13 protein-coding genes and 2 pseudogenes are annotated in these 15393 nt (G+C 66.5%); 7 read left to right on the forward strand and 8 right to left on the reverse strand.

Features of this window, described 5'->3' with window-relative positions; translation table 11 throughout:
* Positions 1-59: 59 nt before the first annotated feature.
* From Y704_RS0106130 to Y704_RS19345, 5 genes and pseudogenes are all read right to left on the reverse strand, one after another.
* Entirely contained in the window at positions 60-2495 is a 2436-nt protein-coding gene (locus Y704_RS0106130; protein ID WP_026549464.1) for an ATP-binding cassette domain-containing protein, read from the reverse strand.
* Positions 2496-2635: 140 nt separating this feature from the next.
* Positions 2636-2782, reverse strand: coding sequence for a hypothetical protein (locus Y704_RS19340; RefSeq protein WP_343212818.1), 147 nt, complete (start codon positions 2780-2782; stop codon positions 2636-2638).
* 282 nt (positions 2783-3064) lie between these two features.
* Entirely contained in the window at positions 3065-3406 is a 342-nt protein-coding gene (locus Y704_RS0106140; protein WP_026549465.1) for a GNAT family N-acetyltransferase, read from the reverse strand.
* 29 nt (positions 3407-3435) lie between these two features.
* Positions 3436-4446 (reverse strand): annotated as a pseudogene (locus Y704_RS23275) (pirin family protein); the annotation flags it as partial.
* On the reverse strand, positions 4443-4994 hold the full coding sequence (locus Y704_RS19345; protein ID WP_155850233.1) for a carboxymuconolactone decarboxylase family protein: 552 nt from the start codon (positions 4992-4994) through the stop codon (positions 4443-4445). The gene Y704_RS19345 and the pseudogene Y704_RS23275, both read right to left, overlap by 4 nt.
* 348 nt (positions 4995-5342) lie before the next feature.
* Here Y704_RS19345 and Y704_RS19350 point away from each other — a divergent pair, with 348 nt between their 5' ends.
* Positions 5343-6125: an HAD family hydrolase gene (locus Y704_RS19350; protein WP_051476749.1), complete on the forward strand. Its 783-nt coding sequence runs from the start codon at positions 5343-5345 to the stop codon at positions 6123-6125.
* A 16-nt stretch (positions 6126-6141) separates the two neighbouring features.
* Positions 6142-8625 carry a glycoside hydrolase family 65 protein gene (locus Y704_RS0106160; protein WP_026549467.1) on the forward strand — a complete coding sequence of 828 codons (2484 nt, stop codon included), beginning with the start codon at positions 6142-6144 and terminating at the stop codon, positions 8623-8625.
* A gap of 33 nt (positions 8626-8658) precedes the next feature.
* On the opposite strand, the gene Y704_RS0106165 is transcribed toward Y704_RS0106160, so the two are convergent.
* Positions 8659-9132, reverse strand: coding sequence for a cupin domain-containing protein (locus Y704_RS0106165; RefSeq protein ID WP_026549468.1), 474 nt, complete (start codon positions 9130-9132; stop codon positions 8659-8661).
* A gap of 273 nt (positions 9133-9405) precedes the next feature.
* Here Y704_RS0106165 and Y704_RS19355 point away from each other — a divergent pair, with 273 nt between their 5' ends.
* Together Y704_RS19355 and Y704_RS0106175 are read left to right on the forward strand one after the other, a co-directional pair.
* On the forward strand, positions 9406-10842 hold the full coding sequence (locus tag Y704_RS19355; RefSeq protein WP_035771781.1) for a glycosyltransferase family 2 protein: 1437 nt from the start codon (positions 9406-9408) through the stop codon (positions 10840-10842).
* The gene (locus Y704_RS0106175) at positions 10839-11078 is read left to right on the forward strand and encodes a hypothetical protein (RefSeq protein WP_253904243.1); all 240 of its coding nucleotides are present in this window, start codon (positions 10839-10841) and stop codon (positions 11076-11078) included. Before Y704_RS19355 ends, Y704_RS0106175 begins: the two co-directional genes overlap by 4 nt.
* A 28-nt stretch (positions 11079-11106) precedes the next feature.
* On the opposite strand, the gene rfbA is transcribed toward Y704_RS0106175, so the two are convergent.
* A complete protein-coding gene (rfbA, locus tag Y704_RS0106180; protein ID WP_026549470.1) occupies positions 11107-11970 on the reverse strand; it encodes a glucose-1-phosphate thymidylyltransferase RfbA in 864 nt (287 codons plus the stop codon).
* A 66-nt stretch (positions 11971-12036) separates the two neighbouring features.
* On the opposite strand from rfbA, the gene rfbB reads away from it, so the two are divergent.
* Both rfbB and Y704_RS0106190 read left to right on the forward strand, forming a co-directional pair.
* A complete protein-coding gene (gene rfbB, locus Y704_RS0106185; protein ID WP_026549471.1) occupies positions 12037-13035 on the forward strand; it encodes a dTDP-glucose 4,6-dehydratase in 999 nt (332 codons plus the stop codon).
* Between the two features lie 3 nt (positions 13036-13038).
* On the forward strand, positions 13039-14457 hold the full coding sequence (locus Y704_RS0106190; protein ID WP_026549472.1) for a sugar nucleotide-binding protein: 1419 nt from the start codon (positions 13039-13041) through the stop codon (positions 14455-14457).
* 212 nt (positions 14458-14669) lie between these two features.
* On the opposite strand, the gene Y704_RS25145 is transcribed toward Y704_RS0106190, so the two are convergent.
* Positions 14670-14924, reverse strand: coding sequence for a substrate-binding domain-containing protein (locus Y704_RS25145; protein WP_343212819.1), 255 nt, complete (start codon positions 14922-14924; stop codon positions 14670-14672).
* Positions 14925-14966: 42 nt separating this feature from the next.
* Between Y704_RS25145 and Y704_RS25150 the strand changes: the two are divergent.
* Positions 14967-15347: pseudogene (locus Y704_RS25150) on the forward strand (sugar phosphate isomerase/epimerase); the annotation flags it as partial.
* Positions 15348-15393 lie beyond the last annotated feature (46 nt).

A 15393-nucleotide genomic window follows, 5' to 3' on the forward strand; every position in this document is an offset into this window, starting at 1 on the left:
GGGGAGCGGGCGACCTGACGGGTGGGGCCCACGAGGGATGCGTGCCGGTCCGACGCCGGTCAGGTGCCGACGTAGGCCGCGAGATGCTCGCCGGTGAGGGTGGAGCGGGCGGCGACGAGGTCGGCGGGCGTTCCCTCGAAGACGACCCGGCCGCCGTCGTGCCCGGCACCGGGGCCGAGGTCGATGATCCAGTCGGCGTGCGCCATGACCGCCTGGTGGTGCTCGATGACGAGAACCGACTTGCCCGAGTCGACGAGCCGGTCGAGGAGGCCGAGCAGCTGCTCGACGTCGGCGAGGTGCAGTCCGGTGGTCGGCTCGTCGAGGACATAGATGTCACCCTTCTCCGCCATCTGGGTTGCCAGCTTGAGCCGCTGCCGCTCGCCGCCCGAGAGCGTGGTGAGCGGCTGGCCGAGGCTGAGGTAACCGAGCCCGACATCGGCGAGCCGCTCCAGGATCCTGTGGGCGGCCGGCGTGCGCGCCTCGCCGTCGCCAAAGAACCCCCGGGCCTCGGCCACGGGCATCGCGAGCACTTCGGCGATGTTCCTGGCCCCCAGCGTGTACTCCAGAACCGACGCCTGGAACCGTTTCCCTCCGCACTCCTCGCAGGTGGATTCAACGGTGGCCATGACGCCCAGTTCCGTGTAGATGACGCCGGCGCCGCTGCAGGCAGGGCAGGCGCCCTCGGAGTTGGAGCTGAACAGCGCCGGCTTGACGCCGTTGGCTTTTGCGAACGCCTTACGGATCGGCTCGAGCATTCCCGTGTACGTCGCCGGGTTGCTCCGCCGGGAACCGCGGATCCCGGTCTGGTCGACCACCACCACGCCGTCGCCACCGGCGACCGAGCCATGGATGAGCGAACTCTTGCCGGAGCCCGCGACGCCCGTGAGCACACAGAGCACTCCGAGCGGAATGTCGACGTCCACGTCCTGGAGGTTGTGCGTCGATGCGCCGCGGACTCCGAGCGTGCCGGATGCCGTACGCACCGACTTCTTGAGGGCCGCCCGGTCACCGAGATGGCGACCCGTGGTGGTGTCACTTGCCCGCAGCCCCTCCACGGTGCCCTCGAAGCAGACAGCGCCGCCCGCCGTGCCGGCGCCGGGGCCCAGGTCCACCACGTGGTCGGCCATTGCGATCGTCTCCGGCTTGTGCTCCACCACCAGCACGGTATTGCCCTTGTCCCGCAGCTGCAGCAACAGGTTGTTCATTCGCTCGATGTCATGGGGGTGCAGGCCGATTGTGGGCTCGTCGAAGACATAGGTGATATCCGTGAGCGAGGAGCCGAGGTGACGAATCATCTTGGTGCGCTGGGCCTCCCCGCCGGAAAGGGTGCCCGCCGGACGGTCCAGCGAGAGGTAGCCCAGGCCGATTTCCGCGAACGAGTCGAGGAGGTGCTGCAGACCGGCCAGCAGCGGCGCCACCGGCCCCGGCGCGTGGCTGACGCCGCCATCCGCCTGGACGGCGCCCCCGGATGTGTCAAGACCACGGACCCAGCCCGCCACGTCAGTGATCTGCATCGCACAGACGTCCGCAATGTTCTTCCCGTCGATCCTCGAGGAGCGGGCCTCCTTGCTGAGGCGGGTGCCGTCGCATTCCGGGCAGGCGGTGAACGTCACTGCCCGCTCCACGAACGCACGGATATGCGGCTGCATCGCCTCGGGGTCCTTGGAGAGCACGGACTTCTGAAGCTTCGGGATCACGCCCTCATAGGTCAGGTTGATGCCTTCGACCTTGATCTTGGTCGGCTCCTGATACAGCAGTTTGTCCAGTTCCTTCGGCGTGAAGGCGCCGACCGGCTTGTCCATATCAAGACCGGCACCGCTGAAGATCCGGCCGTACCAGCTGTCCATGCTGTAGCCGGGGATCGTGAGCGCACCCTGGTTGAGCGACTTGGTGCCGTCGTACAACGCGGACAGGTTGAAGTCGGAGACCGAGCCCATCCCCTCGCACCGCGAGCACATACCGCCGAGGTAGACCGTGTTGCGCACGACGTTCTTCTCGATCCGCCCGCCCTTCTCCGTGCTCATCACCCCGCTCGCTGTGCGCGTCGGGACGTTGAAGGAGAAGGCGGTGGGCGAGCCGATGTACGGCTGTCCGAGCCGGCTGAAGAGAATGCGCAGCATCGTATTGGCATCGGTGGCGGTGCCGACAGTGGAGCGCACGTTGGCGCCCATCCGCTCCTGGTCGACGATGATCGCCGTCGTCAGCCCGTCGAGGACGTCGACGTCGGGCCGCGCCAGCGTGGGCATGAACCCCTGCACGAAGGCGCTGTAGGTCTCGTTGATCATCCGCTGCGACTCCGCGGCGATCGTGCCGAACACCAGCGAACTCTTCCCCGAGCCGGAGACGCCGGTGAACACCGTCAGCCGGCGCTTCGGGATCGAGAGATGCACGTCCTTGAGGTTGTTCTCGCGCGCGCCCTGCACGCGAATCAGATCGTGCCTGTCGGCAACGTGCAGCCCTGGCGACTGCGTGTCGGTCCTTGCGGCCATGCTCATCGTGTCTCCATCCGTCGGGCTCCGCCTCTACGGTCTCCGCCGGCGTCGCCTCGGCCGATCCCGCCCGCTTCGAACAGTACGCCCGATTCTCCATCGTCGGCGCGGTTGCGGCAACGGCCGCCGTCGACCGACAACCGCACCTACGGGGTTGGGGAGCCGCCCAACTGGTCCTCCAGGTGGAAGACCTCCTCCAACCGGAGGAACCCCTCATCCGGGCGGCCCTCCAGCTCCACGAAGAACTCCGCCATCTCGGCCTGCCAACGGGCGTTCATCTCGGTTGCGGCCATGGCTTCCTGCTGACCGATGCTGGAGCCACGAACCCGTAGGTTTCCGAGCCGGAACTCAGCCTCCTGCCCACCTTTCGGGAGTCGAAGCGCGTGTCGTCGTGCAACACGCCGGTTATCAGAGGATTTCAGGCCCGAAAGGTGGGCAGGAAGCCACGGCTCACCGGTGGGGCGGCCACCCTCGCCGGCAACGTGCCCCTGCAGAACCAGTTCCCGAGAAACGGAAGGCCCGGAGGCCGCGGGTGAGACGACAGCGGACCGGAACGACGTCCCGCGGCGTCGTCGCTACAGCTGGATGTTGTCGACAGCGCTGAGGTGCTCGGGCCGGACGGCGGCGGTGCGCTGCTGGTAGTCCGGGTGTTTCCGCAGCCACGCCCTGACGTAGGGGCAGACGGCGACGACGGCGATCCCGGCCGCCAGGGTGTCATCGAGTGCCTGCTGCACCAGGGTGGAGGCCAGACCCCGCCCGGAGTAGTCCTCGCTGACGGTGGTGTGGTGGAAGACCCGTTCCGCGCCGTCGTCGCCGTGCACCAGATAGTGTGCTGCGCCGATGACGACCGTACTGTCGACGAGTTCGTACCGGCGGCGGTCCGGGGCGCTTCGGACGGTGATGGTCTGGCGTTCCACGGAGCCCTCCTGAGGCTGTTGGTCCGGCAGCCGCGCGGGCGCAGCTGGACATGAGGCAGGGCGGGGGCGGGCAATGGGTCCGGATATCCGTCGGGGAACGGCCCGAAGCGGGGGTACGGGGCGCCGTCAGGATAGATCCCGTCGGCGTGAGGGATTGCAGGTTCGGCTTGGATCTCGGCCTGCCAGGCTGCGCGGTGGGCTGCCACCTCCTCATGGGTGCGCCCAACGAAGTTCCACCACATGACGATCCGCTCCCCCAGCGGCTGCCCGCCGATGATCAGCATCCGGGCCGGAGTTCGCCCCGCTTCCAGGGCGATGCGGCGGTGTCCGGGGCGCAGGTAGTGAAGGTGATCGACGGTCATGGGGGTACCGTCCAGGGACACGTCGCCGGTGTCGAGGAGGATCCCGTGTTCGAAGGACGGGTCCAGTTCCAGTTCCAGCCGTGCATTGGCGCGGAGCACCGCTTCGGCACCGAGGAGGGGCGGCGTGTAGCTGGCCACCGGCGAGGAGGACCCGGCCAGTGAACCGAGGAAGACCCGCAGTTCGGTCCCGTCTCCCCGGACCGGCTCCGGAGCGTAGTGCTCGAAGGCCGGAGCCATGTTCCTCGTGGCTTCGGGCAGGGCGAACCACAGCTGGGCCCCGTGGAGGACGCCGGTGTCCGGGGTGGAGAACTCCTGATGGGAGATTCCCCTGCCCGCCACCATGAGGTTGACCTCGCCGGGCCGGACAATGGCCTCGTGGCCGGCGGAGTCGCGGTGGGCGATTCTGCCGGTGAAAAGCCAGCTCACCGTGGCCAGGCCGGTGTGGGGGTGCCGCGGCACCCGCATCCCTCCGGATTCCGGGACGAGGTCCGGGCCGTAGTGGTCGAGGAAGCACCAGGAACCGATGAGGCTGCGCTGTTTCTGCGGAAGGGTCCGGCGCACCGGCATGGCCCGCGGGCCGCCCAGTGGTACGTCCCGCGGGGCCAGCAGCTCGATCGCGGCGGCGGGACCGCCCTCGGCGCAGATGATCTCCTCGGGGGCTGCCTCGAGGTTGCTCACGGCGGTGCCCCGGTGGATGCCGGCGTAGCAGCAGCCCCCTGGTTGTCCAAGGGACCGGCGGTAGTCCGGGGGCGGACGGGATCGCCGGAGGTAGTCCGGGGGCGGACGGGATGGGCGCTGAGGATGGAGACCCGGTTGAAGGCGTCGATCGTGATCGCGCACCACTGCAGCGCGGAGTACTGGGCCTCGGTCAGGACGGCACGTGCTCCGGCCAGTTCTGCAAGGGCCGTCGCGTCGTGGTGCAGTGCTGTCACTGCCTCACCGATGGCGAGCGCGGCTCGTTCGGTCTCGTCGAACAGGGCCGTCTCGCGCCAGGCAGTCAACACGGCCAGGTGCTGGTCACTCGCTCCTGCCTCGCGGGCGAGTCTGTCGTGGAGGTCGAGGCAGTACGCGCACCCGTTGAGCTGGGAGATGCGGACGTTGACCAGCTCCACCAGTGCCCGGTTCAGGCCGGCGGCTTCCGCAGCGGCGGCAACTTTCAGGGCGAGCCCGTTCAGGGCCTTCCAGCTGCCGGGATCGGATTTGTCCAGGAAGAACAGCCTGTCCATAGTGCTCCTCGGGTTGCACCGCCCAGAATACCGGACCCCGCCTGCTCTTCCAACGACCGGCCCCGGTGAACTGTCCGCGAACCCTGTTGATACCCGCATGACGGACGGCGAACCCGATCCCGGTGTGCGCCAGGCTGCCTCTGCGACGCCCGCGATGATAGCCCCCGGAACGGCTCGTGCCCAGTACCGAATCGACCACCCCCAGACGTCACACGGGTAACAACCACAGCGATACAATGGGCAGGTTGCCGCGGACTGACGCCGCGTGGCCGCGGAGGTGTCGACGACGGCGCTGGCCTCATCTTGAAATAGCCGTCAAACCAATCCCCACCAAAGGCGAACACCACTGTGACTTCTCCTCCCGCCGTGGCGCGCCTGTCGTCCCTGAGCGCACTCCTGTTCGACCTCGATGGAGTGCTGACCCCGACCGCCGACGTGCACATGCACGCGTGGTCACGGTTGTTCACTCCGTACCTTGCGGAAAAAGGTATCGAACACGGCTACACCGACGCCGACTACTTCACCTACATCGACGGACGCCCCCGCTACGACGGCGTCCGCGCCCTCCTCACTTCCCGCGGCATCACACTCCCCGAGGGCACTCCGGACGACGCCCCCGGGCTCGAGACCGTCGGCGGACTCGGTAACCGCAAGAACAGCGCCTTTCACGAGAGTCTCGCAGCGGACGGCGTCGCGGCGTACCCGGGTTCCCTCGCGTTTTTGGATGCGGCCGTCGCCGCCGGCATCGAGGTCGCGGTCGTCACGAGCTCCCGCAACGGCGTCGCCGTCCTCGTGGCCGCCGGGCTCCGCGACCGTTTCGACGTCGTCGTCGACGGCGTCCTCGCGGCCGAGCAGGGAATCGCGGGCAAACCGGGCCCCGACACCTATCTCCACGCCGCCGGGCTGCTCGGCTTCCCGGCTTCAGCATGCGCGGTCCTCGAGGATGCCTCCTCAGGAGTCGCCGCGGGCCGCGCAGGCGGTTTCGGCCTCGTCGTCGGCGTGAACCGCGGCGTCGGCGCGGACACCCTCCTCGCGCAGGGGGCCGACGTCGTCGTCGATGACCTCGCCGAACTCCTCCGCTTCCTTGCCGTGCCTCCGGCCGCTTCCGGCCCGGCCACACCCACCCCGTAGCCCAGGACGTCTCCGCATGAACTTCATCACCTCCGATCCGCTCGATCGCAACCACTTCCCGGTGGACGAGTGGGCGCTCGTCGAAACAGAATTCGATCCCGACATCCAGGGCCGCACCGAGACGCTCTTCTCCGTCGGCAACGGCTACCTCGGCCTCCGGGGCAATGTGGAGGAGGCGCGCGACGGATACGCCTACGGCACCTTCATCAACGGTTTCCACGAGACCTGGACCATCCAGCATGCGGAAGAGGCGTTCGGCTTCGCCCGCGTGGGACAGACGATCGTCAACGTCCCCGATGCGAAGATCATCCGTCTCTACGTCGACGACGAACCGTTCGTCCTGACGGAAGCCGACATCCTGCAGTACTCGCGCCGGCTCGATTTCGTCGACGGCGTCCTGGTGCGGGAGCTCGAGTGGCGGACCCCTTCCGGCAAACGCGTCGCCGTGAGGTCGCGCCGGATCGTCTCCTTCACCGACCGTCACCTCGCGGTCACCGACTATGAGGTCGAGATGCTCGACGCCGACGCCTCCATCCTCATCTCCAGCCAGATCCTCAACCGCCAGGATGCCATCGACGAATACCACCTCGGGCCCTCCGCGGAGAACGGGGTCTTCGACCCGCGCAAGGCCGAACTGTTCCACGACCGCGTCCTCCAACCGCGCCTGAAACGGGCCAACGGTTCCCGCTACCTGCTCGGCTATCGCACCACAAACTCCTCCATGACCATCGCCTGCGGTGTCGAGCACAAACTGATCACCGACAACGACTGGGACCAGACCTCCTCGATCGACGACGACCTCGCCAAGCACGTCTACCGCGTGAAGGCGAAGCCGGGTGTTCCCATCCGGCTCATCAAGAACATCACCTATCACACCTCCCGGACCGTTCCCGCGCGCGAACTCGCCGACCGCTGCAGCCGCACCCTCGACCGCGCCCGCGAGACACCCCTGGAGGAGCAGTACCAGAAGCAGCGGGACTGGCTGGCCGACTTCTGGTCGCGCTCCGACGTCGAGGTGGAAGGCCAGCCCTCCATCCAGCAGGCCGTGCGCTGGAATCTCTTCCAGCTCGCGCAGGCCACGGCCCGCACCGACGGCGGCGGCATCGCGGCCAAGGGCGTGTCCGGTTCCGGTTACGGGGGCCACTACTTCTGGGACACCGAGATCTACGTCCTGCCGTTCCTCAGCTACACCGCCCCCGTAGTCGCGCGGAACGCCCTCCGTTTCCGCCAGGCGATGCTCGAGCCGGCGCGGACGCGCGCGGCCGAACTCAACCAATGTGGAGCGCTGTTCCCGTGGCGCACGATCAACGGCCAGGAGTCGTCGGCCTACTACGCCGCCAGCACGGCGCAGTACCACATCGACGCCGACATAGCACATGCCCTGATGCAGTACGTCGCCGCGACGGGCGATGACGATTTCCTCATCCGCGGAGCGATCGACATCCTGGTCGAGACCGCCCGGATGTGGGCTGATCTGGGGTTCTGGCGCAGCAACGGCGACGACAATTTCCATATCCACGGGGTTACCGGGCCCGACGAGTACACCACGGTCGTCAACGACAACCTGTACACGAACGTCATGGCGCGCGCCAACCTGCGGTCAGCCGCGCGTGCGGTCGAGCGGCTCAAGGCAGATGAACCCGTCGCCTACGAGCGGCTGGTCTCACGACTGGACCTGGGCCCGGACGAGACCGCTGAGTGGTCGCATGCCGCCGACAAGATGCACATCCCCTTCGACAGGCGCACGGGCATCCATCCGCAGGACGCCGCGTTCCTGGAGAAGGAGCTGTGGGACCTCGAGAACACACCGGCGAGCAAGCGCCCCCTGCTGCTGCACTACCACCCGCTGGTGATCTACCGCTTCCAGGTGCTCAAGCAGGCCGACGTCGTCCTCGCGCTCCACCTCCAGGGCGACGACTTCACGGCCGAGCAGAAGCGCTCCGACTTCGAGTACTACGAGGCCCTGACGACCGGCGACTCCACCCTGTCCGCGGTGGTCCAGTCGATCATCGCCGCCGAGGTCGGCTATCACGACCTGGCACTGAAGTACTTCCTGTCCTCGCTGTTCGTCGACCTCGCCGATCTCCACCACAACACGTCGGACGGCATCCACGTCGCATCGACCGGCGGAGTGTGGAGTGCCCTGGTCTACGGGTTCGCCGGGATGCGGGACCACGACGGCAACATCACCTTCGAACCCCGCCTGCCCGAGAACTGGACCCGCATGAGCTTCCGAGTGACGCTGCGCGGTACCCGGGTGCGCGCCGACGTGACCCAGCAGGTGATCACCCTGACCGTCGAATCGGGCCAGTCGGCCACGGTCTCAGTCCGCGGCGAATCCGTGTATGTGGAGGCCGGCAATCCCGTCACGGTCGGGCTCGGGCACCACGGCCTGCGCCTGACCGGCACCCCGACCACGAGCGACATCGAGGGGACCCGCCGGGCAGACGGTTCAGTGGTCACGGCGTCGATGCCCACCATCTCCGTGAACGACTTCTAGCCTGCACCCCGGCGGGCGGCTTCGCGCAGCGACTCAGGCGGTCTCCTCGCCCTTGTCGTCGACCTCCTCGACCCACGACGGCGGCTCGTCGCGTCCCTGCTCCTCGTCCTTCTCGGCGTCCTCCGGCGTCGCCTGCACGATGCCCTGAGCGTGGTGCGTGGGCGCGTAGATCGTATAGAGGCGGAGCGGCTCGTCGCCGGTGTTCTCGACGTTGTGCCACGTGCCGGCGGGCACCTGGATGCTCCAGCCGTCCTCGACGTCCTGCTGGAACGAAAGGTCGTCCTTCGACGGCCCCATCACCGCGCGGCCCTTCCCGGCATCGATCCGCAGGAACTGGTCGGTCCCGTGATGCACCTCGAGGCCGATCTCGCCGCCCGGCTCGATCGACATGAGCGTCACCTGCAGGTGCTTGCCCGTCCAGGCCACATGGCGGTAGTCGGAGTTCTTCGTCGTAGCGCTCTCGATGTCGAACGCGTTCGGCTTCGGTCCGTTGTCAGTAATATCCATGAATGCATTCTCCAACATTCCTCCGAGGATCGAAAGGACGGGGAACGGGCCGACGTCGATCCGGTGACGGCGGCGCCGGAAACGCTCGGCTCCGATTCGGGAGCGATTCGGCCGCCGGTACCCGCTGTTCCCGAACCCCTTTATCGACGCGCGGTCCGAGAAGAAGAAAATTCGATCCGGAAAAAGCCGTCGGGTAGTACCAATTCTCCGCGGCACACCGCCGGTCCCGGCCCATCAGCGTCACGTAGGAAATTGCGCTGATACCATGCCCCCATGGGGGGAAAACAATTCGGCCGAACCGTGGGCGCGGTGATCGCCGCCACCGTCGCCGGCGCAGCCGCATTACTCTGGTTCGCGGTCGCAGCAGGCTCTCCCGAAAAGGCCGATGCTCCCACTGAAGGAATTCTTTTCGGTGTCTGGGAAATTCTGTACGATACCAAGGCGCCTTCATTGCGGATTGTCCTCGCCGCGATGGCCATTGCGCTGCTGTTCGCCGTTGGTATTGCCCTGGTGGAGCAGAGAATATCCAACAGATCGCGCCGTTCCGCCGATTCCCTGACGGCGCCGCTCGCCCCCAAGATCCTGATGGCCTCGACCTGCGGCGTCTATGCCGGCCCGGTGACGGTGACCGTGCTCATCCCGGCCCATAATGAAGAGGCGTCACTGCCCTCCACCATCGCGTCCCTCCTCGCCCAGTCCCACCGCCCCGAACGGCTGATTGTCGTGGCCGACAACTGCACGGACTCGACGGTCGCACTCGCCCGCCAGGCCGGCGTCGAGGTCTTCGAATCGGTGGGCAACACGCAGAAGAAGGCAGGCGCCCTCAATCAGGCACTGAAGAACGTGCTGCCCCATCAGGGCCACAATGACCTCGTGATGGTGGTGGACGCCGACACCAGGCTGGACGACGGATTCCTGGAGGCCGCGGTCCCCCGCTTCACCAATGACCGGGCGCTGATTGCCGTCGGCGGCCTCTTCCACGGCGAAGAGGGACACGGACTGATCGGCCAGTTCCAGCGCAATGAATACATCCGTTACAGCAGGGAGATCGCCCGACGTCGCGGACGCGTTTTTGTCCTCACCGGCACGGCCTCGATCTTCCGGCCCGTAGCCCTGCGCACGGTGGCACAGAACCGCGGTGCAACCATCCCCGGAACTCCGGGAGACGTCTACGACACCGCCGCGCTGACGGAGGACAACGAGCTCACCATTGCGCTGAAGTCCCTCGGTGCCCTGATAATCTCCCCGCTTCAGTGCTCGGTCGTCACCGAACTGATGCCCTCCTGGAAAACACTGTGGGCGCAGCGACTGCGCTGGCAGCGCGGAGCCCTGGAAAATCTCGGTGCCTACGGCATCACCCCGCAAACCCTGCGCTACTGGGCGCAGCAGCTCGGAATCGGCTACTCAGTGATCGCCCTGAGCACGTATCTGCTGCTCATCTTCCTCATGGTCTTCTCACTGGACAACTGGGTCTGGTTCCCGTTCTGGCTGGGCCTGGGGCTGCTGTTCTCGGCCGAGCGCGTGATCACCGTCTGGCACGGCGGATGGCGGGCACGCTTCCTGGCCGCCGCACTGTTGCCTGAGCTGTTCTTCGACATGTTCCTCAACATCGTCTACATCAAGGGAATCATCGACATCTCCCTGGGTCGCCAGGCCAACTGGAAGCACGTTCCGCACCGTCAGCCCGACGACATCCTGCAGCCATCATGACCATCTTCAGCGCCGCAGGGTCGGTCATACCCAGCGGGATCCTCTTCCCCGAAGCGATCCTCAACTCCGACCTGTTCGCCGTTCTGTCGGCATTCGTGGCGATCAACACGGTGATGTACGCCGCCCTGTCGATCGCGAAGGTCCTGCCCAAGGTCTACTACACGGACTGGATCCATCGCCCGGGCAAGCGCTCCGAAACCCGCAGCATACACCCGGACGTGCCGGCCGAAAGCTGACGACCGGGACAGCACCGGACAGCCGGCATCATGTCGCCAGCAGCTCCAGCAGGTAGGTGCCGTACCCGCTCTTGCCGAGCTTCCCGGCGGCGGCGCGCAGTTCGTCGTCGTTGATGTAGCCCTGGCGCCAGGCGATCTCCTCGGGGGCGCCCACCTTCATCCCCTGGCGTGCTTCCACGGTGCGGATGAAGTTGGAGGCATCATTGAGGGAATCGAAGGTGCCGGTATCGAGCCACGCCGTTCCCCGCGGCAGGACCGAGACGTGCAGTTTGCCCGACTCCATGTAGATGCGGTTGATGTCGGTGATCTCCAGCTCGCCGCGGGGGGAGGGCCTCAGGCTCCGGGCCATGTCCACCACCTGCGCATCGTAGAAATACAGGCCGGGAATCGCGTAATTGCTCCGCGGCTGCGCGGGCTTCTCCTCAAGGGAAACGACAACGCCATCGGCGTCGAACTCGACCACACCATAGGCGGTCGGGTTCGCCACGTGGTAGGCGAAGATCGAGGCGCCGTCGATCCCGGTGAGTTTCGAGAGCTGCGTGCCGAGCCCCGGACCGTAGAAGATGTTGTCGCCGAGGACGAGGGCAACACTTTCACCCGCAATATGCTCCTCACCAATGAGGAATGCCTGGGCAAGCCCATCAGGGGAAGGCTGCGTCGCGTAGGAGAGGCGAACCCCGAACTGGGAACCATCACCCAGAAGCCGCTGGAACTGGAGGAGATCGTCCGGTGTGGTGATGATCAGCACATCCCGGATTCCTGCCAGCATAAGGGTGGACAACGGGTAATAGATCATGGGCTTGTCATAGACCGGAACCAGCTGCTTGCTGATTCCGTGAGTGATTGGGTGAAGCCGTGAGCCGGTACCGCCAGCCAGAATTATTCCGCGCATCAATCCTGTATATAGCGTGCACCACCGATCACCAAGTAACGCACTCATTGCGGTATAGATGAGTGTGTGAAAAGTCTTTTAGTGACCGGCGGGGCCGGCTTCATCGGATCCAATTTCGTGCATTTCCTCATGGAGACGACCGACGTCACTGTTACGGTGCTCGATAAACTGACCTACGCAGGGAACCGGGATTCGCTGAAGGGCGTGCCGGAGGGTCGGGTCGAGTTGGTGGTGGGCGATATCACCGACGCCGTGCTCGTGGGTGCGCTGACCGAACGTGCCGATGCCGTGGTCCATTACGCCGCCGAATCCCACAACGACAACTCCCTCCAGGACCCGCGGCCGTTCCTCGACACCAACATCATCGGCACCTATACACTCCTGGAAGCCGCACGCCGCCACGGGAAGCGTTTCCATCACATCAGCACCGACGAGGTGTACGGGGACCTGGAACTCGATGATCCGGGGCGCTTCACCGAACAGACGCCCTACAACCCGTCGAGCCCCTATTCCTCCACGAAGGCCGGGTCGGATCTGCTGGTGCGGGCCTGGGTCCGATCCTTCGGGGTGCAGGCCACCATCAGCAACTGCTCCAACAACTACGGGCCGTACCAGCACGTGGAGAAGTTCATTCCGCGCCAGATCACCAACGTGATCGACGGCGTACGCCCCAAGCTCTACGGCGCCGGTCAGAATGTGCGCGACTGGATTCACGCCGACGACCACTCGTCCGCGGTCTGGACCATCCTCAATCGGGGAGAAATCGGCCAGACCTACCTGATCGGCGCAGATGGCGAGCAGAGCAATAAGGACGTGGTGGAAAGAATCCTCAAGGAAATGGGACTGCCGGCCGACGCCTATGACCGGGTGATCGACCGCGTCGGCCACGACCTCCGCTACGCCATCGACTCCACCAGACTGCGCACCGAGCTCGGGTGGGAACCGAGGTTCCCCCACTTCGAACAGGGCCTGGCCGAAACCATCGCGTGGTACCGCGAGAACGAAGCATGGTGGCGTCCGCAGAAAGCCGCCACGGAGTCCAGGTACACCGAGCAGGGGCAGTAACCCGTGGGCGTGGAATTCTCAAAAACCCTATCCGCGACTGTCACGCCGATTCCCGGCGTCGTCCTGTTCCACCTTCCCGTGCACGGAGACAACCGCGGCTGGTTCAAGGAGAACTGGCAGCGGAAAAAGATGACCGCGGCCGGCCTGCCCGATTTCGGGCCGGTCCAGAACAACATCTCCTTCAACGAGACGGCCGGGACCACCCGCGGAATTCATGCCGAGCCGTGGGACAAGTTCATCTCCGTGGCCACGGGCAGGGTCTTCGGCGCCTGGGTGGACCTGCGCGAAGGACCGACGTTCGGTGCGGTCTTCACCGCCGAACTCGACCCCTCGACGGCCATCTTCATTCCGCGCGGCGTGGGCAATGCCTTCCAGACCCTCGAGGACAACACGGCCTACACCTACCTGGTGAACGACCACTGGTCCTCCGACGCGCAGAGCCAGTACGTCTTCCTCAACCTTGCTGACGAGACCGTCGACATCGCGTGGCCGATTCCCCTCGGGAACGCAGAGCTTTCCCTGAAGGACCGGGACCATCCGCGGCTCGACGCCGTGACGCCGGTGCAACCTCGAAAGACCCTAGTGCTCGGGGCGAACGGCCAGCTGGGAATGGCGCTGCGCGCGGCCCTGGCAGGTCATCCAGGCATCGAGTTCGCAACACGGGAGGAGTTCGACCTTCGCGGCCCCGACGCTGCGGCAGCCGGGAACTGGGCCGACTACTCGACCATCATCAACGCTGCGGCCTACACCGCAGTTGACGCAGCCGAGACCCCTGCCGGACGCCCGGAAGCGTGGGCCGTGAACGTCACCGCCGTGACCGCATTGGCGCGTATCGCCGTCGAGCACCGGTTGACCCTGGTGCACATCTCCAGTGACTACGTGTTCGACGGCACCTCCGAGCATCACGGCGAGGAGGAGGCGCTGAGCCCCCTGGGCGTCTACGGCCAGACCAAAGCGGCCGGCGACGCGGTGGTGGCGACAGTTCCCCGGCACTACATCGTGCGCACCAGCTGGGTGGTGGGCGAGGGCAACAACTTCGTCCGCACCATGGCGGGGCTAGCGGCCCGGGGCGTCCAGCCCTCCGTCGTGAACGACCAGATCGGCCGGCTCACCTTCACCCGCGACCTCGCGGACGGCATCCTGCACCTGCTCTCGACCGGTGCCCCCTACGGCACCTATAACCTCACCAACGACGGCGACGCCTCCAGTTGGGCGGGCATCGCCGCCGAGGTGTTCGAGCTGGCGGGCAGGAACCGCAGCGACGTCACCGGCGTGAGTACCAAGGAATACTTCCGGGGGAAATCCGCAGCGCCACGGCCGCTCAACAGCGTGCTGGACCTGGCGAAGATCAAGGCCACCGGCTTCCGGCCACACCCGGCAGCCGACCGGCTGAGGGACTACGTCCTGGACACCCTGCGGTAGGCGCCTGGCGTGGAGCGGGTGCACGGGATTGAGCGCCATTGAGCGCCCCAGCCGCGTGTCGTCCTGCGACGCGCCGCTTCCCAGCGATCGGTGAGGGGAAGGGCGGCATATCCGGTGCACCGACCTCGCTGCGGGGCAGGATCGCCGGCCTCCTGGGAACAGGCCAGCGGGACTACTTCAGGGCACGACGCCGACCAGATTCCCACCTCGGTTCAGGGCACGACGCCGAACGGGCAGGTGGTGTCGCGGATCAGCACCTCGCCGCGGATCGGTGCCGGGGTTGAAGCAGTCCGGGTCAGCGCCAGATGGGCCGCTGTCTCCCCCATCTCTTCCAGGGGCAACCGCATGGTGGTCAGCAGGGGGAAGGAGTCGCGCAGCGTCGGGATGTCGTCGAAGCCAGTGACCATCATGTCGCCGGGCACCGACACCCCGACGCTCCGCAGGGCCGCCATGACCCCGAGCGCCATGACGTCATTGACGGCGAGCAGGCAGACGTTCTCCTCTCCCGGCTGTCCACGCTGGGCCAGGCGCTGGATCTCGCGGCACCCTTCCCTGCGGAGACGGTCGGCGTCGTCGTCGATACCTTCCACGTCTGGTGGGATCCGCAGCTCTCCGAACAGATCAGGCGTGCGAGTGCCGAAGGGCGCCTGGCGTCCTACCAGGTCTGCGACTGGAACCTGCCGATCGCCTCCGACGCCCTGCTGCCCCGCGGCTACATGGGCGACGGCTACATCGACTTCGCGACCGTGGGGCAGTGGGTGGCGGACGCGGGGTACGCCGGTCCCGTTGAAGTGGAGATCTTCAACCAGAAGATTTGGGACGCTCCGGCCGCCGAGGTCGTCGAGATTGTGAAGGCGAGGTACGCGGAACACGTACTGCCGTACCTCTGACCCGGGCGCGGGCTGAACAGGCAACCGACACGCCGGGAGGGTTACC

Source organism: Arthrobacter sp. Br18, from assembly GCF_000520555.1.
Classification (GTDB): Bacteria; Actinomycetota; Actinomycetes; order Actinomycetales; family Micrococcaceae; genus Arthrobacter_D.

Bases quoted from the DNA above. Each gene is read 5' to 3' on its own strand.
- Y704_RS19345 (WP_155850233.1), bottom strand. From the start codon at position 4,994: ATGGACAGGCTGTTCTTCCTGGACAAATCCGATCCCGGCAGCTGGAAG.
- Y704_RS0106130 (WP_026549464.1), bottom strand. From the start codon at position 2,495: ATGAGCATGGCCGCAAGGACCGACACGCAGTCGCCAGGGCTGCACGTT.
- Y704_RS19355 (WP_035771781.1), top strand. From the start codon at position 9,406: ATGGGGGGAAAACAATTCGGCCGAACCGTGGGCGCGGTGATCGCCGCC.
- Y704_RS0106160 (WP_026549467.1), top strand. From the start codon at position 6,142: ATGAACTTCATCACCTCCGATCCGCTCGATCGCAACCACTTCCCGGTG.
- Y704_RS0106175 (WP_253904243.1), top strand. From the start codon at position 10,839: ATGACCATCTTCAGCGCCGCAGGGTCGGTCATACCCAGCGGGATCCTC.
- Y704_RS0106165 (WP_026549468.1), bottom strand. From the start codon at position 9,132: ATGGATATTACTGACAACGGACCGAAGCCGAACGCGTTCGACATCGAG.
- rfbA (WP_026549470.1), bottom strand. From the start codon at position 11,970: ATGCGCGGAATAATTCTGGCTGGCGGTACCGGCTCACGGCTTCACCCA.
- Y704_RS25145 (WP_343212819.1), bottom strand. From the start codon at position 14,924: ATGGCGCTCGGGGTCATGGCGGCCCTGCGGAGCGTCGGGGTGTCGGTG.
- Y704_RS19340 (WP_343212818.1), bottom strand. From the start codon at position 2,782: ATGGCCGCAACCGAGATGAACGCCCGTTGGCAGGCCGAGATGGCGGAG.